This is a genomic window from Yoonia sp., assembly GCF_046292185.1.
GTDB lineage: Bacteria > Pseudomonadota > Alphaproteobacteria > Rhodobacterales > Rhodobacteraceae > Yoonia.
The window spans coordinates 14349-35666 of the sequence record NZ_JBKBQY010000014.1; the positions used below are offsets into that span (position 1 = coordinate 14349).

Here is a 21318-nt window from a genome sequence, read left to right on the forward strand (position 1 = left end):
TTGCGCGGCGACCCGTTCGAGAGGTTCCTATAATTTCACGCTTAGTTCGCGGCAACCTGTTGCAGCAATGGCGTGATCCGGCGCACTGTCGCGCGGCGGTTGCGTTCTTCGGCGGCCTGTGTCGGCACTTTCAGAAATGCCTCGCCATAGCCTTGGACGATCAGGTTTTCCGGTGGAATGCGAAAATTCTCGGTCAGGGCAAGGGCCACGGATTCGGCGCGCCGGTCCGACAGGGCAAGGTTGTTGCTTTCGCTGCCAATGGCATCGGTGTGGCCTTCGATCAGGAACACTTCCCGCGGATTCTCCATCAGCATCTCTTCGATCAGGATGCCGACCCGCACAAGGCTGCGTGCCTGCGCCGCCGGGATCGCGGCAGAGCCGGTCGCGAATGTCACCGTGTCCAGATCGATCGCTGGAACAAGGCTGCGCACCTGTTCGATTTCACGGATCTGGCGCAGGCTGAAGGCCCGGCCGAGATCGACGGGGGTGTCTTCGCGCAGCGCCGTGCGCAGGGCGGAAAGATCGCTTTCGGCAAAAGACAGGCTGCGCGCGACCGGGCGGGTTTGCTGCAATTCCCGCACGTCGACGGCGGGGGCGGGTTGCAGGTTATCGAACAATTCATATTGCGTGCCATCGGGATAGACAGCGGCCCGGCGCAGGACCCGCCCGCGTCCATCACGGATCGTCACGACCTGTGATCCGTCGGCGCGGTCAAGCGTTGTGCGCGACGACCCGTCATCAAAGGTTTCAGTACGCATCGTCGCCCCTGGCTGACGCAAAAGGGCATCGTCATCCTTGTACACGGTCAGCCCGCGCGACCCTTCGACGACCACGCGGTCGCCGGTATTCGCAACAACACGGTCGCCATTGCGCAGCACAGACCCGACGACGACGGCACCCAGACCAAGCAGGATCGCCGTTTCAAAATTGCTCCGGCCACTCCGGTCATTCTGGTCAGAGGCCGTGGCCGCCGCTGTGCCGATGGCAGTCAGGAAATCCTGATCGCTTGTCCGGACGGAGTCCGCGTCCAGCGTTTCTTCCACCACATCCTCTGGCGCGGCTTCCTGCTCTGACGTCGCCGCCGCTGGCGCCGCGTCATCCTCTTCCACGGTCGGGTCGATCAGTGCCAGTTCATCGCTCTCTGCGTCTGCGGCCAGTGCCTCGGCTTCTGCGGCTTCCGCTTCTGCTAGCGCCTCGGCCTCAGCGGCTTCCGCTTCTGCTTCTGCTAGCGCCTCAGCTTCAGCGGCTTCCGCTTCGGCCTCTGCTTCTGCCAATGCCTCGGCTTCCGCCTCTGCTTCGGCCAGTGCCTCGGCCTCTGCGGCTTCCGCTTCTGCTGCGGCTAGTGCCTCGGCTTCAGCGGCTTCTGCTTCGGCCTCTGCTAGTGCCTCAGCTTCAACGGCTTCCGCTTCCGCCTCTGCTTCGGCCAATGCCTCGGCCTCTGCGGCTTCTGCTTCTGCTGCGGCGAGTGCCTCGGCTTCAGCGGCTTCCGCTTCAGCTTCGGCCAGTGCTTCGGCCAGTTCTTCGGCTTCAGCGGCTTCCGCTTCTGCTGCGGCGAGTGCCTCGGCTTCAGCGGCTTCCGCTTCTGCTGCGGCCAGTGCCTCGGCCTCTGCGGCTTCTGCTTCTGCTGCGGCCAGTGCCTCGGCCTCTGCGGCTTCTGCTTCTGCTGCGGCGAGTGCCTCGGCTTCAGCGGCTTCCGCTTCTGCTGCGGCTAGTGCCTCGGCTTCAGCGGCTTCCGCCTCTGCTTCGGCAAGTGCCTCGGCCTCAGCGGCTTCTGCTTCTGCTGCGGCTAGTGCCTCGGCTTCAGCGGCTTCCGCTTCTGCTGCGGCCAGTGCTTCGGCTTCAGCGGCTTCCGCCTCTGCTTCGGCAAGTGCCTCGGCTTCAGCGGCTTCCGCCTCTGCTGCGGCCAGTGCTTCGGCTTCAGCGGCTTCCGCCTCTGCTGCGGCCAGTGCCTCGGCTTCCGCCTCTGCTTCGGCCAGTGCCTCGGCTTCAGCCGCTTCCGCTGCCGCCAGTGCTTCAGCCTCCGCAGCCTCGGCTTCCGCTGCGATCTCCGCCTCCTCTGCCAGCCCTTCAGCAATCTCTGTCAGTGCCTCGGCTTCGGCGCGCAGGGTTTCGGCCTCGGCTTGCGCTTCGGTAGCGGCGGCGCGGGCGGTTTCTGCCGCGTCAGGGTCGCCTCCCGCCTCTGCGGCGGCGGCGTCCTCTTGCAACTGCTGGGCCGTCTGCTCGGCTTGCTCTGCTAGCGTCCGCGCCGTCATGGCGGCGAATTCGGCGCGGGCAAGCGGGGTCGACCCGTCTTCGGGTTCTCCCTCGGGGCAGGGGGGCTCGCTTTCGTCCAGGCACAAAAGCGTGGCCTCTTGTGCCATGGCGGTGGTCACGAGCAAGGAATGTGGCAGCATCAGGGAAAGGCTGGCAACAAGGGCCGTCGTGGTCTTGAGCGGTGCAAGAGGCATCTTTTCTTCCTTTGTTTTTCAGACCGATACGAAAGCGAACGGCCCTTTGACATCGTAGCGACCGGCAGACTGCCAGCGCGATTTCAATCTAGGCAGATAGCGCTTGATATCCAAAAACGATCCCGGACTTGGTCGATTTCGTGCCAACGGTCACGGCGATCATGGATACATTCAGTAAAACCGCTGGCAATCTTCGGGCAGCAGATAGACCCGGTCGATCAGGACGCCTTCGCTGTTTTCCACGCTGTTGCGCAGGGTCGTGCCCAGAGCGAACATTTCTCGTCCGTCCCGGCAGATCGTCTCGGCGCGCGTTGCGATCATATCCCGCAGATCGTCGGCACCGGTGGCGACATAGCTATATTCCATGATCCGCATCCGCGGCAGAAACAGCGCATCCGTCCAGGTCACATTGTCGGTCAGCGCAGAGGGCAGGTTTTCACGGGTATCGGCGGCCATCTGTGCAAGGCGCGTGTCGTCGTCGGGCGCTGCGGGCGCGGCGACAGGTTCGGGCTCTGACGGGGCGGTAGCAACCGGTTCCGGCACCGGTGCGGGTGGCGTGGTGGCGGGCGCGAAGACAAAGTAAGCGGCTACCCCGACAACCAGAACGCCGATAGCAATCAGGTATTTCATCATCTTTCACGCCTCCAGAACCACATATCTGGTTAAAACCTAAAGGTTTCTCATCTGGTGGCAAGCTTGCCGGGTAAAGAACGGATCAGGGTTGTTGAAACCCGCTTGCCGGAACTCTCTTGTCCCGGTTCTTGTTATCGCATCACTCTCCGTCACCGACGGACTATGTTTGCACCCCTGAAAGAGGACTGAGTCATGCAAAACGCGACGAGGATTTCGGGCCGCTGCCTTTGCGGCGAGGTCACGATCACCATTGATGGAAAACATGACGCGCAACCGGGTGTCTGCCATTGCCGCATGTGCCAACGCTGGTCAGGCGGGGTTTTCCTTGCATTCACCGCCGCCGCCGATGCGGTGAGTGTGACAGGACCAGTAAAGCGTTTTCAATCGACCCCCTTTGCAGAACGCGCCTTTTGCGGCACCTGCGGATCGCATCTGTGGATGCGCAATACCGGTGATCCGGCGGAAGACTATGATCTGATGCCAGGTTTGTTCGACGCCGCGCATGACTGGCCGCTGCGATCCGAGATCTATACCGACAAGGCCATGACGTCGGTTCGTTTGAAAGGTGATCACGCGCGAAAGACTGCGGCGGAATATGAGGCATCGCACCCGCATACAGATTGACACGGCAGTCAGGCGTAGACCTTCCGCCTTGTGACGCGTTTCATCAGCTCCCCGGCTGAAGGGGTGACCAGAAGACCGCCTTCGGGGTCAGACGCTTTCCTCTGTGACATGCAGCATCAGTTCCGGTTCCTCGAACAGGCAGGCGACCTTGTGGCCTTCACCTGCGTCGATCAGCGGCGGGCGAATATCGGCACAGACCGGCTGTGCCTTGGGGCAGCGGGTGCGGAACACGCAGCCCGATGGCGGCCGCAGGGGCGAGGGCAGTTCGCCTTCCAGCACCGGCCGTTTGCGCGCGCGTTCCAGCACCGGGTCTGGGATCGGCACCGAGGCGATCAGCGCCTGGCTATAGGGATGGCGCGGCGCACGCGTCAGCATCTTGCCATCGGCCAGCTCCATCGTGCGCCCCAGATACATCACCATCACCCTGTCAGAGACATGTTTCACCACGCTCAGATCATGGGCGATAAAGATCATCGACAGCCCCATATCGCGCTGCAATGCGCGCAAAAGGTTCACAACCTGCGCCTGCACAGACACATCCAGCGCTGACACGGGTTCATCGCAGATCAGCAGTTTCGGTTTCACGATCAGCGCGCGCGCGATCCCGATCCGCTGGCACTGGCCGCCGGAAAATTCATGCGGATAGCGGTTCACCAAATTGGGCAGCAGCCCGACCCGTTCCATCAAGGCCTGCACCCGTTTGCGGACCTCTTTGCGCGGTGTGCGCGGTTCATGGGTGATCAGCGGTTCGGCGATGATGTCACCCACCGTCATGCGCGGGTTCAGCGCCGCCAGCGGGTCTTGAAAGATCATCTGCACATCTTTGCGATGTACGCGGCGCGCGGATGTGGACATGGCCGCCAGATCATGGCCCTCAAAGACGATGCGCCCATGGCTTGACGGGACGGTGCCGACAACGGCGCGCGCGAGCGTGGATTTGCCCGATCCGCTTTCGCCCACGACGCCCAGACATTCGCCCGGGGCCAGATCAAAGCTGATCCCGTTCACGGCATGCAGTTTCTGCGGCTTGGTCCAGGGCCATGCACCTTGCGGGTGAACGTCGAAAGTGACGCTGAGGTCCTGAACGGACAGGATCGGTTCCATCATGCGACCTCGCTGAGGGGCAGGTGGCAGGACCGGCGGCGGTTGCCGTCGAACCCTTCCAATGCGGGTTTGATGCTGGGGCAATGTGGCATCACTGCCGGGCAGCGGGGCGAAAACGGACAGCCCGCCGGCAAGCGCGACATATCGGGCGGTTCGCCCGCGATGGTCAGCAATTCATCATCGTCGCGGTCAAGCCGTGGTACCGCACGCAGCAGGCCGGATGTATAGGGGTGCGACGGGCGGGCGAACAGATCGTCGGTGGGCCCGTCTTCCATGATCTGACCACCGTAAAGCACCAATGTCCGATCACAGGCATCGGCCACGATCCCCAGATCATGGGTAATCAGGATGATCGCCGTGCCGAAATCGCGCCGGATATCGGCCAGCACCTGCATGATCTGCGCCTGCACCGTGACGTCAAGCGCCGTGGTCGGTTCATCCGCGATCAGCAGGCGGGGTTCGCACAACAGTGCCATCGCGATCATGATCCGCTGACGCATGCCGCCGGAGAATTCATGCGGATAGCTGCTGATCCTCGCCTTGGCATCGGGGATGCGCACGGCATCCAGCATGCGGACCGATTGGGCAATCGCCTCGCGTTTGGACACGCCCTTGTGCAGGGTCAGCACCTCGGCCATCTGGTCGGAAATGCGGATATAGGGGTTCAGCGATGTCATTGGGTCCTGAAAGATCATGGCGATTTCACGCGCGCGGATCTTGTTCAGGTCCTTGGTGGACATGCTCAGCAAATCCTGCCCGTCGAACAGGGCCTGCCCGCTGGCCTTACCATTGCGCGCAAGCAGGCCCATGATGGCAAAGGCGGTCTGGCTTTTGCCCGATCCGCTTTCGCCGACGATGGCGAGCGTCTCGCCAGTGTCGATGCTGAAGTTTACCCCGTTCACCGCATTGACCGGCCCATCAGCGGTCTGGAACGTCACGGTCAGGTCTTTGGTCTGCAACAATGTCATACTAGCGGTCCTTTGGGTCGAGCGCGTCGCGCAGCCCGTCACCCACAAAGAAGAACGCAAAAAGCGTCAGGATGAAGAAAAACAACGGAAAGGCCAGTTGCCAGATCACGCCGTATTGCATCTGCCCGGCACCCGCCGAAATCAGCGCACCTAGCGATGTCGCCGGTTCCTGTACGCCAAGACCCAGAAAGCTGATGAAACTTTCAGTGATGATCATGCTTGGCACCAGCAAGGTGGCATAGACCGTCACAAGGCCCAGCAGGTTCGGCACGATATGGCGCAGGATGATGGTCAATGGGCGCACGCCGGTGGCGACCGCGGCCTCGACGAATTCCTTGTTTTTCAGCGTCAGGGTCTGGCCGCGCGCGATGCGCGACATATCCAGCCAGGAAATCAGCCCGATCCCGATGAACAGCATCAGGATCGACCGCCCGAAAATCACCAGCATCAGGATCAGCACGAACATGAAAGGAATTGCCATCAAGATATCGACGGTGCGCATCATGATCCCGTCGATACGCCCCCCGAAATACCCCGCAATCGCGCCATAAAGCGTGCCGACAATCACCGCGATCCCGGCACCGACGAAACCGACCAGCAAGGAAATCCGCGTGCCCTGCACGGTGCGGGCATATAGATCGCGACCCAATTCATCGACGCCGAAATAATGGCCGTTGGCAAAGCTTGGCCCGCCGTCTTGTGCGACACGTCCCATCATCGGCCAGTCGATTTCCTGCGTGGACCATTGGGCAAGATAACCGCCGAAGAACGCAAACAGCGTGATCAGGAACAGCACGATCATCCCGGCCACGGCGGCCTTGTTGCGCATGAACCTGCGGCGCGCATCGGTCCAGAGCGAGCGGCCCCGTACCTCGGCCAGATGGGCGGAGCCGACCAGATTGTCGGCGGTGGTTTTGTCGGGATACATGACGCGGCCCCCCTCAGTAACGGATCTTGGGGTCGATCCATGCATAAAGCACATCCACCAAAAGGTTAAAGCCAATGGTCAGGACACCCACCAGAATGGTGATCCCCATGATGACCGCATAATCCCGGCTGAAGGCCGAATTGACAAAGAACTGCCCGATCCCGCCCGTCGAGAAATAAACGTCAATGACAACCGACCCGGTGATCATCAGCACGAAGGCGGGCCCCAGATAGGACAGCACCGGCAGCATCGCGGGTTTCAACGCATGGCGCAGGATGATCCGCCACATCGGCAGACCCTTGGCATGGGCGGTCCTGATGAAACCGGCATTCAGCACTTCCAGCATCGAAGACCGCATGATCCGCGCGATGGATGCCATGTAACTGGTCGACAGCGCGATCACCGGCAGCACCAGATATTGCCATTGTCCGCCTTGCCAGCCGCCGCCCGGCAACCAGCCCAGCCACAAGGTAAAGACCAGCACCAGAATAGGTGCCATGACGAAATTCGGCAGGACCTGCGCGCCCACCGTGACGCCAACAGCCAGATAATCGGCCCAACTGTTGTGTTTGATCGCCGCCACCACGCCCAGCGAGACACCGACGATCACAGCAACAAGGAACGACCAGAACCCATAGGTCAACGTCACGGGAAAGCCCTGACGGATCACATCGTTCACCGTCCGGTCGCGGTACTGGAACGAGGGGCCGAAATCGAACCGCGTGACCACGTTCACCACGTAATCATACATCTGTTTCCAATAGGGCTGATCCAACCCATAGCGCGCCTCGATATTGGCAAGCACCTGTGGCGGCAGCGGGCGTTCGCTGGTGAACGGGCCACCGGGGGCTGCGAACATCAGCATGAACGACAACACGATCAGGATAAGGATCGTGGGCACAGCAATCGCAAGCCGTTTCAGCACGAAGTTGAACATGGCAGTCCCTGTCTTCAAATTCATAGAACACCTGCACCCCGCGAACGGAGTACAGGCTTTGGCGATGACGCAGGTTTACTCTGCCGCGACTTTGTAAAGCTGGCGGCTATACCAGTTCTGTTCCACGTTATCCACGGGCCAGCCGCGCAGATCGTCAGAGAACATATACCCATCGGCGTAATGGTAGATCGGGATGATCGGCACCTCTTCGGCGATGATCTGTTCCACGCGGGTGTAATTCGGCTGCGGGTCCTCTGCCGTTTTGGCGTCGGTCATCAGCTGATCTACTTCGGCGTTGGAATATTTCGCATCGTTATAGCCGGAATTGGTGGTGACCAGATCAAGGAAGGTCGAGGCTTCGTTATAATCGCCACACCATGCGCCACGCGCCATTTCAAAGCTTTGGTTGCCGCGGGTCTGCAGAAAGGTCTGCCATTCCTGATTGGAAAGCGTGGTCTGAATGCCCAGCGTCTGCTGCCACATCTGGCCGAGGGCGACGGCGATGTTCCGGTGCGCCTCGTCAGTGTTGTAAAGCAATTCGATGCTTAGCGGCTCACCGCCGATGCCGTAACCTGCCTCATTCATCAGGTCGACTGCCATGGCGTTGCGTTCTTCCTGCGTCATGTCCGCGATGGGCAGGTCGGGCAATTCAAACCCGGCGGTCTTGACAGGGGTAAAGTTATAGGCCGCCGTCTGGCCCGCACCCAGCACGTTGTCGACGATGACATCGCGGTTCACTGCAAGGTTCATCGCCTGACGGACGCGCACATCCTGCAAGGCTTCAGGGCCACCGTCGGACAGGTTGAAGTTGTAATAATATGAACACAGCCGCGGGATGCTGATCGCCTGATCAGGATATTCCGCCGAAAGACGCTGGAACTGACCGGGGGGTGTCTCTGTCCGGTCAAGCTCGCCGGCCAGATAACGGGTCAGGCCCTGGTTCACGTCATTGATCACCAAGGATGTGACTTCATCGATGATGGTGTTTTCATTGTCCCAATAGTTTTCGTTGCGCACGCGCACTAGACGTTCCTGCGGGACATGTTCGCGCAGCATATAGGCGCCGTTGGACACGATGTTTTCAGGGCGCGTCCATGCATCGCCGAATTCTTCCACCGTGGCGGGATGCACGGGGAAAGTGGTGGAATGCGTCGTCATCTGCGCGAAATAGGGCAGGGGCTGCGACAGGGTGACGACAAAGGTCTGATCGTCAGGGGCGGCAACGCCCAGTTCTTCCATGTCCATCTCGCCTGCGATGATCTCGGCGGCGTTGTTGATCGACATCAGTTCCATGAACCATGCGTATTCAGATGCCAGCGCCGGATCGACGGCACGTTTCCATGCATAGACGAAATCGCTGGCCAGCACCGGGTCGCCGTTGGACCAGCGCGCATTGTCGCGCAGCGTGAAAGTATAGGTCAGCCCGTCGTCGGATACCTCATATCCGGTAGCCACGCCGGGGGTCAGTTCGCCGCTCGCATCCTGATTCATCAGACCTTCGAACAGGTCGCGCACGATGTCGGACCCATAGGTGTCTTCGACTACCTGCGGATCGACAGAGGAATGTTCATCCAGCACGCGATAGGTGAAGGTCTGCACCTCTGCCAGCGCTTCGCCGGTTTGCGGGTGAGTCGCCTGCGCGTTCGCCGCGACAGCCGACAGCAGGACCATTGCGCTGCCTGCTTTAAGAATAGTTCTGAGTTTCATGGGAATCTCCCTGTTTGCCTCTGCGGACAAAGCCATCAAGCGCTGTGCGCAGATCAGTTGAGCCGCGGTAAAATCCGCGCATGGCAATTTTTCACACGCTTAGATAGAAATGACAAGCGTCAGCGAAAGCTACCCTAGCGTCATCTGCGCTGCATCCGGGATTTTTCGCGGGTGATCGGAGGTGCGGTCTGGCGTGCCCGGGGCGAAGTGTGCGCGCATGTCAAATCCTGACAGCACGGTGCTTGGCACTTGTCAAATGCGCAAGAAGGGCCGCTTCCGCCGCCTCGGGCGCGCGGCTTTCGATGGCTTTGATGATGGCCAGATGTTCGTCCATCACCGATACGGCCAGTTCCGGCAGCATGCGGGTATCGTCGTTGCGGATCAGGCGCACCTTGATTGCATTGGTGCGATAGATCGTCTTGATCAATTCGTTGCCAAGCATGTCGATGATCCGGTCATGAAAATCCCAGTCAGTCTGCTGCGCACGGGCCAGAACATCGGGTGTCACGCCGGAAACAGCGTCGGCGCGCGCCTGTTCATGCGCGGTGCGCAAGGCTGCGATTTCCTCGTCCGACACCACCGTTACAAAATGTCGGATCGCCTCGCGCTCAAGGATGATCCGCAACTGGAAGGCGTTGCGGATCAGTTCCATATCGACATTCATCACCTGCAGCCCGCGCTGTGCCACCGTGCGGATCAGCCCATCCGCCTCAAGCCGGGGGATCATTTCACGCACGGCCCCAAGGCTCATCCCGGTGAGTGCGACCAGCTCGCGTTGCGAAATGAACTGACCGGGCGATATCTGCCGCGCCAGCAGGTTTTCGGTGAAGGCGTCGTAGGCTTGTTCTCTTAACTTCATCCGGTCATCCTTGTGAAATCAGCCACTTCAGGGCCTCATTGACCTTACCGTCTCAAGCAAGCTGCTGACCAGTGCAGGATCGGCAGGTTCCAACGGTGGGCGCGTGGCAGACCAACCGGCATCCCCGTGCAGCCCCCCGACCAGAGCCTTGACCAGCGGCGTGACGGGAACGGACACAACGCGGTCCACCAAAGCATCAAGCGCAGGATCGGCGACGCCGGTCTGGATCATCTTCGCGACGCGGCCCGGCAACAGGTTTCCCATTCCGCTGATCGCGCCTGCGCCACCCAGCGGTGCGGCGCGCGCAAGCAGGCGTTCGTCGCCGATCAGGATCGCCAGATCATCCAGGGCAAGCAGGTTTTGTGCGTGATCCCAATCGCCGGCACTGTCCTTGACGCCAAAGATCGTGGTGCCGAACCTGTCTTTCAGGTCGCGCACAAGGGGCGCGTCAAAGGCCACGCCGGTGACCTGCGGAATGTGGTAAAGAATGATCTGCGCCTCGCGCTTCATCGCGCGGATTATCTGTGCGACCCAGGTGCCCAAAGCGGCCTGCGAAATGCCCTTGAAATAAAACGGCGGTGCTAAAAGCAGCCGGTCAACACCCTTGGCTTGCGCTGCGGCGATCTGATCCAACGCGGTTTCGCTGTCGGATGCGACGATACCGACGGTGATTTTCGCCGCTGGCACACCTGCATCCATCACGGCATCCAGCAGGCGCGCACGATCCTTCGGGCCAAGCGACGCCCCTTCTCCCGTGGTCCCGAACAGGGTCACGCCGGACAAACCTTCCTGCATCAGAAAATCGGCATGGGCTGCGGCACGCGCGGTGTCGATGGCACCCTCCTCGGTGAAGGGTGTCACCATGGCAGCGGACAAACCGAAAAGATGCGCACGTGGCGCAGTAACGTCCTGTTCCGTGCGAAGCGTGGGTGCGGTAGAATTGATCATTGTAGAGATTCCTGACTGAACATTTAGTAACATGTTAGTCTGTTGACATTGACCTTACAATCGGTAACTTCAAACAAATTCGACGGCAAGGGAGGAATCGGGAATGCGCGCAGGGCGGGATAGCAATCAATGCTTGCAGGCGTTTCTTGACGATTTGCCGGACCAGCTTTGCGCAAGTCGCATCGATCCGGTGCCGCCACGCAATCACAACGATTGGTCAGCACTTTCCCCGCAGCAACCTGCCGCGCTGTTTTGTCCGCGCACAACGCAAGATGTGGCGATGCTCTTGCAGGTCGCCAACGCGCATCAGATTGCTGTCGTGCCGCAAGGCGGGCTGACCGGGTTGTGCGGCGGGGCGCGTCCCATTGCAGGGGGCGTCGCGCTATCGCTAGAAAAAATGACCGGCATCGAAGAAATTGACACCGCCGCCGCGACCATGACCGTTCTGGCCGGAACGCCGCTTGAGGTCGTGCAGAACGCCGCAGCCGATGCGGGCGTCTATTTCCCGCTGGACCTTGGGGCGCGGGGGTCTTGCGCGATTGGCGGCAATGCGGCCACGAATGCAGGCGGCAACCGCGTCATCCGCTATGGCATGATGCGCGATCTTGTTCTCGGGTTGGAGGTGGTGCTGGCAGATGGCACGGTGATCGACGCCACCTCCAAGCTGATCAAGAACAATACCGGATATGACCTGCGGCAGATGTTCATCGGCTCCGAAGGCACGCTGGGGGTCATCACCCGGCTTGTGCTGCGCCTTTATCCGCTGCCAGGTTGCACGCATGCCGCCCTGTGCGGGCTTGCGGATTACGGCTCTGTCCTGCGTTTGTTGGACGGCGCGCGGCGCAAACTGGGGCCGACACTGTCTGCCTTCGAGGTGATGTGGCCGGATTACTGGCAGGTCGCCTGCGAGGTCCCCGGCGTGCGCGACCCGCTGCAGGGGCAGCACGTTTTTCGGGTCCTGATCGAGGCGCAGGGCACGGATGAAGACGCCGACAGCGACCGTTTCAACGCCTTTCTGGAAGACATGTTCCAGGCCTCAGTGGTAGAGGACGCGGTCCTTTCCCAGAGCATCGCTGACGTTAAGGCATTCTGGGGCGTTCGTGACGCCTGTGCGGAATTCAAGGCCACCCTCGGGCCGCATCTTGCCTATGATGTGGGGCTGCCCACCGGGCAGGCCGATGATTTTGCCAAGGACTGCGCCGTAGCCATCGAAATGGCGGTCCTAGGGGCGCGTTCTGTTTATTACGGCCATGTCGCGGATGGTAATCTGCACCTGCTGGCTTGGTTGCCGGGGAGCGATGATCAACCCGCCAAGGCGTTGGATGCCGCGGTTTACGCGACCGTGCGCAAATTCGGCGGATCGGTGTCAGCCGAACATGGTATCGGCACGACCAAGAAACCGTATCTGCAATATTCCCGCAGCGAAGCAGAAATGGCGCTGATGCGCCGGATCAAGACGGCGCTGGACCCCAACGGCATTCTGAATCCGGGCAAGGTGATCGACGCATGAAAGCCCTGCGATTTCTGGAAGCCAATCTGGAACGGTTCACGTTGGCGGCAATCCTGCTTGCGATGGTGGTGATCCTCGCCGCGCAGGTGGTGTTCCGCTATCTTCTTGGATCGCCGCTGGTCTGGTCCGAGGAGCTGGCAAGGTATCTGCTGATCTGGTGCACTTTCATCGGCGTCAGCCTTGCGGTGCGCGAAGGCCGCAACATATCGGTCGATCTGCTGCCGGTCATGGCAGGGCAAAGATGGTTGCGCAGTTTCGGGGTCTTTGCCCTGATGTCCTCGGCGCTCTTTTTTGCGCTGATGGTCTGGTATTCGGTGCCGCTGACGCAGCGGATCGCGCAGATCGGCCAGAAATCGCCGGGGCTGGGCCTGCAGATGTGGGTCGTCTATGCTGCTGTGCCGGTGGGCATGGGGCTGGCTTTTCTGCGCGCGCTGCAGGCGTTGTGGCGGATCGCGCGGGGCGGCGACGTGCCCGGCCTGATCATCGTTGCGGACCTCGTACCCGAGGCTGACATTTCCAAAAGGTCGCATCCATGATCCCGGTCTATGCCCTTGGCTTTTTTCTCGTCGTCCTGCTTCTGAGCGTGCCGGTCGCCTTTTCGCTCGGCTTTGCCGCGCTCTTGCCGGGATGGATGGGCGCGCCGACAAACCCCGGTCAGGTCGTCCGTTCCATTGTCACGGCGCTCGACAGTTTTCCGTTGCTTGCAGTGCCTTTGTTCATTCTCGCAGGCGAGATCATGACCAAGGGTGGTCTGGCGCGGCGGTTATTCTCTTTCGCGGATGCGGTATTTGGCAGGTTCCGGGGCGGGTTGGCGATGTCGACCGTCGCGGCCTGCATGTTGTTCGGTGCCATTTCCGGCAGTTCTCCGGCCACGGTCGCGGCAATCGGGTCAATGTCGATCCCGCTTTTGGTTTCCAAAGGTTATGACCTGCGCTTTTCCACAGCTCTGGTGACGGCTGCGGGAACGCTGGGGGTGATCGTGCCGCCGTCGATCCCGATGATCATCTATGGCATGGCGGCACAGGTCAGCGTATCGGCACTGTTCATCGGCGGCATTTTGCCCGCCTGTGTGATCGGTGGCCTGCTGATGGGGTATGCGCATGTCTATGGGCGGCGCAACGCGCATCGGATCACCTCGGACACCGGACAGCTTTCGGTCTGGGCGGCGTTCCGGCGTAGTTTCTGGGCCTTGATGGCACCTGTCTTCGTGCTGGGCGGTATCTACGGGGGCGCCTTCACACCGACCGAGGCGGCGGCGATTGCCTGCGTCTATGGGCTCGTCATCTCGATGGTGGTGTTCAGGGAATTGTCGGTGCGCGATATCGGAAATGTGCTTGTCAGCACGGCCCTGATCATAGGCCCGATCCTGATCATTGCCGGCACCGGGGCAGCCTTGGGCCGCGTGCTGACCTTGCTGCAGGTTCCGGCGGCCTTGGGCGCTTTTGTCGGTGGGGCCATTGATGAACGTCTGATCCTTTTGTTGCTGATCAATCTGGTGCTTCTGGGCGTCGGCATGGTGATGGAAACGCTGTCTGCGATCATCGTTCTGACGCCGATGCTGCTGCCGGTTGTGGCACCCTATGGCGTCGACCCGGTCCATTTCGGGATGATCATGGTGGTCAATCTGGCCATCGGTTTTGCCACCCCGCCGGTGGGCGTGAACATTTATGTCGCGTCGGGCATCACCAAATTGTCGGTGGTAGAGATTTGCCGTGGGCTGCTGGTGCCTATCGCACTGCTGCTCATCGGTCTGCTTTTCGTCACCTATGTGCCCGGGCTGACGCTTTGGCTTCCCGGTCTTGCGGGATAATCCGCGCGGCCGTCACCCCATGAAAAGGAGGATTTCATGACATACAAAACCCTTTCCGTGTCAGCATTGCTGGCCATCGGCACAGCGCTGCCGGTTCACGCGCAGGACTATACAATGATCCTTGCGCATACGCTCAACGATACGACGCATCCGCTTTATCAGGCGTTCGAAAAGATCGCAGCCGACATTGAAGCCGGGTCCGAAGGCCGGATCGATGTGCAGCACCAGCCCGGCGGCGCATTGGGCGGTGATCGCGAATTGCTGGAATCGATGCTGCTGGGCGATATTCAGTTCGTTCCCACTTCGACCTCTGGCGCGGTGCAGTTCGTACCCGAATTCGCCGCTTTCGAGATTCCCTATCTGTTCCCGACGGACACAATCCGCCTGCGCGCCATTCTTAACGACAGCGCTTTTACCGCCGCCCTTGAAGAGGCGCTGGAGGAGCGCGGCATTCACTTTGGCAGCTTTTACAACGGTGGCTTCCGGCAGTTGACGACATCTTCGGTCGCGGTGCGCTCGCCTGCGGATATCAGCGACAACAACCTGCGCATCCGGGTGCCCGAAAACCCATTCTCGGTCGCGACATGGGAAGCCATGGGTGCCGCCCCCACGCCGATTGCTTTCCCCGAACTATACGGCGCGCTGCAGCAGGGTGTCGTGGACGGTCAGGAAAACCCCTTTGGCCACATCTTGTCGCAACGGTTCTACGAGGTGCAGACCTATCTGACGACGACGAACCATATTCTTCTGGCCAACGTGAACCTGATCAACAAGGAATGGTATGACAGCCTGCCCGACGATCTTCAGCAGGTCGTGGATCAGGCGCTGGCCGATGCAGAGACGTTCCAATGGGAGCTTCAGGACGAGATGCTGAGCGAACAACGCGCAGCCATTCTTGAACATATGGAGATCATTGACCTGAGCGAAGATGAGCTGGCCGCATTCCGCGAAGCGACGGCACCGTTGCAGGACATGGTCCGCGGACAGATCGGCGATGAACTCGTCGACGTTCTGGTCAGCGCGGTCGAGGCAGAGTAGTAGTAACTGCCCTTCACGGCAATCAACAGCCGCGTTGGGCCGCTATCCGCTCCCCGGATTATTATTAGTGCCGCGCGTCAGCCTCCTCCACTTTGCAGAGGCTGACGCGTCCCTTTATTCCCCCAGCGCGATGCCTTCGCGCCGTGGGTCAGCACCGCCTTGCAGCCCGTCGCCAAGTGAAATTGCATGCAGGCCCGATGTCATCGCCGTCACGTTCGTCTCGAACCCCAGATCGGACAAAGACGCGGTCAGATCCTCGGCCGATGTGCCGGCCTCGATCTGATAGGTGCCAAAACTGTTGATCAGATGCGGCATCGAAATCGCCTCTTGCACGTCCATTCCCCAGTCCAGATGCGCGATGATCGCCTGCACCGTGAAACCGATGATCGTGGCCCCACCGGGGCTGCCGATGGCCAGTACCGGCGCGCCGTCACGCAGCACGATGGTGGGTGACATCGATGACCGGGGCCTTTTGCCCGGCTCTACCCGGTTGGCGATGGGCCAGCCATTCGCGTGGGTGGCAAAGGAAAAATCCGTCAATTCGTTGTTCAACAGGAACCCGCGAACAAAGATCCGCGACCCGAAGCCGCTTTCGATTGTCGTCGTCATCGACAGCACGTTGCCATCGCCATCGACAATGGAAATATGCGAGGTGGCAGGGCGTTCTTCGCGCAGGTCGTCGCCCCAAAGAAAGGCGTGGTCCCATTCCGGTTCACCCGCCGCCACCTCTGGCAGGGCGTCGTCGCCGCGCAGCAGATCGGCACGCTGTGCCAGATAATCGCGGTTAATCAGGCCCTGCACCGGCACCGGCACGAAATCGCTGTCGGCCAGATACCGGCCCCGGTCAGCAAAGGCGAGCCGGGTGGCATCGCCCATCAACCGCCGCGCCTCGGTGTCCTGTGGACCCATTTCCGCGATATCGAAATTTTCCAGCATGCCCAGGATCTGCGCAATCGCTACCGCCCCGGATGAAGGCGGGCCCATCCCGCAGACCTCTGCACCGCGATAATCATAGCAGACGGCAGGCCGTTCGATCACGCGATACCGCGCAAGATCGGTCATCGACAGCAGGCCGGGATGATCTTCGGTGCGGGTCGCAGCCACGATATCCGCCGCGATCTCGCCGGTATAGAAAGCCTCCGTGCCGCGCGTCGCGATCTGGCGTAGCGTATCGGCGTAATCGGGATTGACCAGCGTGTCCCCAGTGGCAATCGGCGCGCCGTCAGGCAGGAAATAATCCGCCGTGGCGGGGAAGGCGGCAAGGCTCTCTGCCGCAGCGGCCACTGATTCCGACATGCGGGTCGAGACGGTGAAACCATCCTCGGCATGGGTGATCGCCGTGTCAAACAGGCCGGACCAGTTTGAGCGGCCCCAGCGGCGATGCGCCTCTTCCATCAACCTGGGGGTGCCCGGCGTGCCGACCGACCGGCCACTGACCACGGCAGTCATGAAATCCAAAGGTTCGCCATCTTCATCCTGAAAATAGCGTGGGTCGGCGGCCAGTGGCGCGGTTTCGCGCGCATCAAGTGTCGTGATCTCGCCGGTGGCGGCATCGTACCAGACCAGAAAGGCACCGCCGCCAAGCCCCGATGATTGCGGTTCGACCAGACCCAGCACCGCCTGCACGGCGACCATCGCATCGGCGGCATTCCCACCGTCGCGCAGCACCTGCGCACCGGCCTCTACCGCTAGCGGATGGGCTGCGGCGACCATCCAGTCGTCGGCTTCGACGGTGCGACCTTCGCGCTTTGCATCCAGCGCCGCTGCCGCTGCGTCAGAAATTCCGGGAAAGTCCTGCGTGACCTGTGTTTCTGGTTCCGGAACGATCACGTCGGACGCCTGCTGCGCCATCACGGGTGCGGCCAAAAGAAAGACCAGAATGGCTGTGGATGTAGAACGATGCATGTGAATCTCCCTGCGTTGCATTGCGGGCCATGTCAGGCGATGCGCCCTGATGGCATGCGACCTGTTCTTGCGGTTGCGTTAGGTGGCCCGCTGCTAATCCCAAAGATGCATGATCAGGCGATCAGATCAAGTGTTTCCCGGCGGTGATGATTTCTGGACGCGGTTCAATCGAAACGTTTGTGCATGAACCGGGTGCCGGGACGCGCCTGCCTGAGGCTGCGCGGTAAGGCGTTTCTGGCGATCTTAGTCGCGGTGGTACGGGCCGGAAAATCCCCGGCCCGCAGCGGTTCAGCGCAGGCCCAGAAGCCGCATCAGTTCTTCCTGGGCTTCGGGCGAAAGCTCGACGCCACCTGTCAGGGCTGCGTAAGATTCGGTGTAGTCGACGCTCTGGTCGATCAGCGCTGCTTCTGCATCGCTCACCGCAATTTCCAGCGCTTCGCGTTCCGCCTCGTAGACCGCGAATGCCGCGTCATATTCCGGCGAGCCTTCGTCAAAATCGGTCGAAAATTCGGGGAAATCTTCCAGCGCCTTGGTTGCATCGTTCAGGGAAACAGTCGCATCATAGACTGACTGATATTCATTTTTGAATGCTGCCAGTTTGCCGGGCATGCTGTCTGGCGCTGCGTTCGCGAATGCCTGCGCGCTTGCGTGGGCCGCGTTCAACCCTTTCAGTTCGGACGCGAGCGCGCCCCTGTTGGATCTTTCGCCAGCGGTGGACGCCCGGCCGTTTGACCGGTTCTCGGCGTTGTTGCGTCCGCGCTGTTCAGCGGCGCGGCCATTGCCTCTGTTGCCGGCACCGTTTCCGCCGGAATTGCCCTGCGCATAGGCGGCACTGCTGGTCAAGGGCGTCACCGCGACGGTGCCGGCGGCGGCAAGGATGACGGCCATCACGGCTGAGAAAGCGAATTTTCTGGATTTCAATGACATCGGATATTTCCTTTAGTTTTCGGCTTATGCCGGTTCATGACGTCATTGCTGCGCCCCTTGATCGCGTGCGGCAATCATATCCGCGATGTAAATCGCGCCTCTCAACCGCGAGGTTGAAGGTGGGGCGCAAATCCGCAAGTTTCTTTCGCGGCGTCTGATGGTCTGTGACGCTCAGGGCGTTGCGGCCCCACTGCGGATTTTCTGAAATTTCCTTGGGAACATCCTAACGGGCTGTCGGTTGCAACAGAAAAACATGCCTTATCTTCCGGTTGCATGCGCGTTTGTTGCAGGCGGACCAGACAGGGCAACGGCTTGCAACAGGGGATACTCATGACAAAAACTCTCGCTCCGACCCGCCGCGCGTTCCTGCAGACGGGGGCCGCAGGCGTGGCTGCCACCGGGTTTCAGCCGTTATGGGCACAAGAGGCGGCGGTCCCGCTGGACCAGTACCAACCGGAATTCCTGAGCGGGGCGGAATGGGCGTTCGTCATGGCGGCAACAGCGCGCCTGATCCCGTCCGAAGGCGACGGGCCGGGCGCGATTGAGGCCCGCGTGCCGGTGTTCATCGACCGCGATCTGGCAGGCCCGTTCGGGCAGGCGGCGGATTGGTATATGGCAGGGCCGCATGACCCCGGCGCCGACCCCGACTTTGGCTATCAGACGCCGCTGACCCCTGCCGAAATTTATCGCGCCGGGATCGCGCGTTTCGATGAATGGTGCGCGGACGCATACGGCGATACCTTTGCCGCGCTGTCACCGGACATGCAGGACGCAGCGCTGGATGCATTGGAGGCTGACGCCGAACGCGCCGGGGAATCCCTGGGGCCTGCGGCGGGCGAAGGCGAAGAAGCCACCGAAGAGACGGCAGCCTCGCCCGGCGGTGACGGCGGCGAGGGTGCCGAGCAAGGCGACGATGAGGGCGAAGGCACCGAGCAAGGCGAGGATGAGAACGACGATACTGAAACCGCGGTCCGCATCATGCCCGACGAATTGCGCGATTTCTTTGCCATGTTGGTCCAGAACACCAAAGAAGGGTATTTCTCTGACCCGAAATACGGTGGCAACCATCAGATGGCATCCTGGGTCTATATCGGGTTTCCGGGTGCCCGCGCCAGTTTTCTGGAATGGGTCGACAAGGACAACATTCCCTATCCGCTTGGTCCAGTTTCCATCAACGGCGAAAGGGCTTGATCATGGCACGACAGGATCCAAGGAAAGACGTTGTCATCGTCGGGCTGGGATGGACCGGCGCGATCATGGGCATGGAGATGTGCGAAGAAGGGCTGGAGGTTCTGGCGCTGGAACGCGGTCCTGACCGCGAAACGGTACCGAATTTCCGGTATCCCGATGTCGCGGATGAACTGCGCTTTGGTGTCCGCTTTGATTTCATGCAACGCGCGCGTCAGTCGACTCTGACGATACGGCACAACACCGGCCAAACCGCGCTGCCCTATCGCCGGTTCGGGTCATTTCTGCTGGGCGACGGTGTCGGCGGTGCGGGCATCCACTGGAACGGCGTCCACTGGCGTCCGCTGGAAGAAGAGCTGCGCCTGCGCAGCTATGTCGAGGAAAACTTTGGTGCCGACATCATCCCCGAAGATATGCAATTGCAGGATTGGGGCGTCACCTATGAAGAAATGGAACCTTACCTGTATCGGTTCGAACAGGTGGCGGGCATTGCCGGGGTCGCGGGCAATCTGAACGGTGAAATCCAGCCCGGCGGCAACCCGTTCGAGGCACCGCGCGCCCAGCCTTTCCCGATGCCGCCGCTGCCGACCACGCTGTCCAACCGGATGTTCGCCCAAGCGGCAGAGGCGGCGGGTTATCACCCGTTCATCAAACCTGCGGCCAATGCGAGCCAGGCCTATGTCAATCCTTACGGCATGCAGCTTGGTCCGTGTAATTTCTGCGGGTTCTGCGAACGCTATGGATGCCTGAATTATTCCAAATCGTCACCCCAGACCTGCGTTCTTGACGCGCTGAAACGCAAGCCGAATTTCCAGTATCGCACGGGTGCCGAGGTGTTGCGCGTCGAACTTGCGCCCGACGGGCAGACCGCGACGGGCGTCACCTATTATGACGAGGCCGCACAGGAAGAGGTGTTTCAACCAGCCGACATCGTGATCCTTGCCGCCTATCAGTTGCACAATGTGCATCTGATGCTGCTGTCGGGAATCGGCCAGCCCTATGATCCGGCCACGGGCCAAGGTGTGACAGGGCGGAATTATTCCTATCAGATGATGGGCAGCACGGCGGCCTATTTCCGAGATATCGATTTCAATCCCTTTGTCGGCGCGGGTGCGAACGGCATGGCGATCGATGATTTCGCCATCAACCAGATCGACTTTGCCGCCGAAGGTTTCATCGGCGGCAGCTATATCAGCAACAGCCAGACCAATGGCCAGCCGATCCGGTCCATGTCGCTGCCCGAAGGCACAAAGACATGGGGTGCCGAATGGAAACAGGGCATCGGTGAATGGTACGGGCGGTCCATGTCCGTCGGCTCACATGGATCGAACATGGCGTATCGCGATACCTATATGGACCTTGATCCGACCTATACCGACCGGCACGGCAGGCCGTTGCTGCGGCTGACTTTCGACTGGAAGCCGAACGAGATTGCGATGACGCAATTCATGCGCCAGCGCATCGAACCCATGGTTGCGGCGATGAATCCGACAAGCTGGACATCGAGTTATCGAGAAGAAGGCGCTACCTATGACACGACTAGCTATCAGACCACCCATAACGTCGGCGGCACGGTGATGGGCAATGACCCGGCCACATCGGCGCTGAACCGGTATCTGCAATCATGGGATGTGCATAACGTCTTTGTCATGGGGGCGGGGGCCTTTCCGCAAAACCTGCAATACAACCCCACCGGCATGGTGGGCGGGCTGACGTATTGGTCGGCCGATGCGATCCGGCGCGATTATCTGCAAAATCCGCGTCCGTTGGTATAGGGGGGCGTTG

The 21318-nt window shown here is 60.8% G+C and carries 18 protein-coding genes; 7 read left to right on the forward strand and 11 right to left on the reverse strand.

From position 1 onward, the window contains the following. Positions 1-41: 41 nt before the first annotated feature. Together ACK4TM_RS04320 and ACK4TM_RS04325 are read right to left on the reverse strand one after the other, a co-directional pair. Complete coding sequence (locus tag ACK4TM_RS04320) at positions 42-2447, reverse strand: OmpA family protein (protein ID WP_409697275.1); 2406 nt, start codon at positions 2445-2447, stop codon at positions 42-44. A gap of 171 nt (positions 2448-2618) precedes the next feature. Beyond that, the gene (locus tag ACK4TM_RS04325; RefSeq protein ID WP_409697278.1) at positions 2619-3080 is read right to left on the reverse strand and encodes a hypothetical protein; all 462 of its coding nucleotides are present in this window, start codon (positions 3078-3080) and stop codon (positions 2619-2621) included. 192 nt (positions 3081-3272) lie between these two features. Here ACK4TM_RS04325 and ACK4TM_RS04330 point away from each other — a divergent pair, with 192 nt between their 5' ends. Next, on the forward strand, positions 3273-3704 hold the full coding sequence (locus ACK4TM_RS04330; RefSeq protein ID WP_409697281.1) for a GFA family protein: 432 nt from the start codon (positions 3273-3275) through the stop codon (positions 3702-3704). An 87-nt stretch (positions 3705-3791) separates the two neighbouring features. Here ACK4TM_RS04330 and ACK4TM_RS04335 read toward each other — a convergent pair whose 3' ends face one another. The 7 genes from ACK4TM_RS04335 to ACK4TM_RS04365 all read right to left on the reverse strand — a co-directional run bounded on the left by ACK4TM_RS04335 (position 3792) and on the right by ACK4TM_RS04365 (position 11155). After that, complete coding sequence (locus ACK4TM_RS04335) at positions 3792-4808, reverse strand: oligopeptide/dipeptide ABC transporter ATP-binding protein (protein ID WP_409697361.1); 1017 nt, start codon at positions 4806-4808, stop codon at positions 3792-3794. Further along, a complete protein-coding gene (locus ACK4TM_RS04340) occupies positions 4808-5776 on the reverse strand; it encodes an oligopeptide/dipeptide ABC transporter ATP-binding protein (protein WP_409697284.1) in 969 nt (322 codons plus the stop codon). Before ACK4TM_RS04340 ends, ACK4TM_RS04335 begins: the two co-directional genes overlap by 1 nt. Position 5777: 1 nt before the next feature. Continuing rightward, entirely contained in the window at positions 5778-6704 is a 927-nt protein-coding gene (locus ACK4TM_RS04345) for an ABC transporter permease subunit (protein ID WP_409697287.1), read from the reverse strand. Between the two features lie 13 nt (positions 6705-6717). Next, entirely contained in the window at positions 6718-7641 is a 924-nt protein-coding gene (oppB, locus tag ACK4TM_RS04350) for an oligopeptide ABC transporter permease OppB (protein WP_409697364.1), read from the reverse strand. A gap of 75 nt (positions 7642-7716) precedes the next feature. Further along, positions 7717-9348, reverse strand: a complete 1632-nt coding sequence (locus tag ACK4TM_RS04355; protein WP_409697289.1) for a peptide ABC transporter substrate-binding protein — start codon at positions 9346-9348, stop codon at positions 7717-7719. Positions 9349-9568: 220 nt separating this feature from the next. Beyond that, positions 9569-10207, reverse strand: a complete 639-nt coding sequence (locus tag ACK4TM_RS04360; RefSeq protein ID WP_409697292.1) for a GntR family transcriptional regulator — start codon at positions 10205-10207, stop codon at positions 9569-9571. Positions 10208-10234: 27 nt separating this feature from the next. Continuing rightward, positions 10235-11155, reverse strand: coding sequence for a dihydrodipicolinate synthase family protein (locus tag ACK4TM_RS04365; protein ID WP_409697295.1), 921 nt, complete (start codon positions 11153-11155; stop codon positions 10235-10237). A gap of 103 nt (positions 11156-11258) precedes the next feature. Between ACK4TM_RS04365 and ACK4TM_RS04370 the strand changes: the two genes are divergently transcribed. From ACK4TM_RS04370 to ACK4TM_RS04385, 4 genes are read left to right on the forward strand one after another with little or no spacing between them, the layout of a single operon-like run. Beyond that, the gene (locus ACK4TM_RS04370) at positions 11259-12665 is read left to right on the forward strand and encodes an FAD-binding oxidoreductase (RefSeq protein ID WP_409697298.1); all 1407 of its coding nucleotides are present in this window, start codon (positions 11259-11261) and stop codon (positions 12663-12665) included. Then, the gene (locus ACK4TM_RS04375; RefSeq protein WP_409697301.1) at positions 12662-13201 is read left to right on the forward strand and encodes a TRAP transporter small permease; all 540 of its coding nucleotides are present in this window, start codon (positions 12662-12664) and stop codon (positions 13199-13201) included. Before ACK4TM_RS04370 ends, ACK4TM_RS04375 begins: the two co-directional genes overlap by 4 nt. Then, positions 13198-14475 (forward strand): TRAP transporter large permease, encoded by a 1278-nt coding sequence (locus ACK4TM_RS04380; RefSeq protein ID WP_409697304.1) that lies wholly within the window; start codon positions 13198-13200, stop codon positions 14473-14475. Before ACK4TM_RS04375 ends, ACK4TM_RS04380 begins: the two co-directional genes overlap by 4 nt. A 36-nt stretch (positions 14476-14511) precedes the next feature. Beyond that, positions 14512-15513, forward strand: a complete 1002-nt coding sequence (locus ACK4TM_RS04385) for a TRAP transporter substrate-binding protein (protein WP_409697307.1) — start codon at positions 14512-14514, stop codon at positions 15511-15513. Between the two features lie 114 nt (positions 15514-15627). On the opposite strand, the gene ggt is transcribed toward ACK4TM_RS04385, so the two are convergent. Next, positions 15628-17418: a gamma-glutamyltransferase gene (ggt, locus tag ACK4TM_RS04390; protein WP_409697310.1), complete on the reverse strand. Its 1791-nt coding sequence runs from the start codon at positions 17416-17418 to the stop codon at positions 15628-15630. A 288-nt stretch (positions 17419-17706) separates the two neighbouring features. Continuing rightward, a complete protein-coding gene (locus tag ACK4TM_RS04395) occupies positions 17707-18345 on the reverse strand; it encodes a hypothetical protein (RefSeq protein WP_409697313.1) in 639 nt (212 codons plus the stop codon). A 330-nt stretch (positions 18346-18675) separates the two neighbouring features. On the opposite strand from ACK4TM_RS04395, the gene ACK4TM_RS04400 reads away from it, so the two are divergent. Beyond that, entirely contained in the window at positions 18676-19536 is an 861-nt protein-coding gene (locus ACK4TM_RS04400) for a gluconate 2-dehydrogenase subunit 3 family protein (RefSeq protein ID WP_409697316.1), read from the forward strand. 2 nt (positions 19537-19538) lie between these two features. Continuing rightward, on the forward strand, positions 19539-21308 hold the full coding sequence (locus ACK4TM_RS04405) for a GMC family oxidoreductase (RefSeq protein WP_409697319.1): 1770 nt from the start codon (positions 19539-19541) through the stop codon (positions 21306-21308). The last annotated feature ends 10 nt before the right edge of the window (positions 21309-21318 follow it).

Coding starts and splice junctions, on each gene's coding strand:
- ACK4TM_RS04320 (WP_409697275.1), bottom strand. CDS start 2,447: ATGCCTCTTGCACCGCTCAAGACCACGACGGCCCTTGTTGCCAGCCTT.
- ACK4TM_RS04325 (WP_409697278.1), bottom strand. CDS start 3,080: ATGATGAAATACCTGATTGCTATCGGCGTTCTGGTTGTCGGGGTAGCC.
- ACK4TM_RS04330 (WP_409697281.1), top strand. CDS start 3,273: ATGCAAAACGCGACGAGGATTTCGGGCCGCTGCCTTTGCGGCGAGGTC.
- ACK4TM_RS04335 (WP_409697361.1), bottom strand. CDS start 4,808: ATGGAACCGATCCTGTCCGTTCAGGACCTCAGCGTCACTTTCGACGTT.
- ACK4TM_RS04340 (WP_409697284.1), bottom strand. CDS start 5,776: ATGACATTGTTGCAGACCAAAGACCTGACCGTGACGTTCCAGACCGCT.
- ACK4TM_RS04345 (WP_409697287.1), bottom strand. CDS start 6,704: ATGTATCCCGACAAAACCACCGCCGACAATCTGGTCGGCTCCGCCCAT.
- oppB (WP_409697364.1), bottom strand. CDS start 7,641: ATGTTCAACTTCGTGCTGAAACGGCTTGCGATTGCTGTGCCCACGATC.
- ACK4TM_RS04355 (WP_409697289.1), bottom strand. CDS start 9,348: ATGAAACTCAGAACTATTCTTAAAGCAGGCAGCGCAATGGTCCTGCTG.
- ACK4TM_RS04360 (WP_409697292.1), bottom strand. CDS start 10,207: ATGAAGTTAAGAGAACAAGCCTACGACGCCTTCACCGAAAACCTGCTG.
- ACK4TM_RS04365 (WP_409697295.1), bottom strand. CDS start 11,155: ATGATCAATTCTACCGCACCCACGCTTCGCACGGAACAGGACGTTACT.
- ACK4TM_RS04370 (WP_409697298.1), top strand. CDS start 11,259: ATGCGCGCAGGGCGGGATAGCAATCAATGCTTGCAGGCGTTTCTTGAC.
- ACK4TM_RS04375 (WP_409697301.1), top strand. CDS start 12,662: ATGAAAGCCCTGCGATTTCTGGAAGCCAATCTGGAACGGTTCACGTTG.
- ACK4TM_RS04380 (WP_409697304.1), top strand. CDS start 13,198: ATGATCCCGGTCTATGCCCTTGGCTTTTTTCTCGTCGTCCTGCTTCTG.
- ACK4TM_RS04385 (WP_409697307.1), top strand. CDS start 14,512: ATGACATACAAAACCCTTTCCGTGTCAGCATTGCTGGCCATCGGCACA.
- ggt (WP_409697310.1), bottom strand. CDS start 17,418: ATGCATCGTTCTACATCCACAGCCATTCTGGTCTTTCTTTTGGCCGCA.
- ACK4TM_RS04395 (WP_409697313.1), bottom strand. CDS start 18,345: ATGTCATTGAAATCCAGAAAATTCGCTTTCTCAGCCGTGATGGCCGTC.
- ACK4TM_RS04400 (WP_409697316.1), top strand. CDS start 18,676: ATGACAAAAACTCTCGCTCCGACCCGCCGCGCGTTCCTGCAGACGGGG.
- ACK4TM_RS04405 (WP_409697319.1), top strand. CDS start 19,539: ATGGCACGACAGGATCCAAGGAAAGACGTTGTCATCGTCGGGCTGGGA.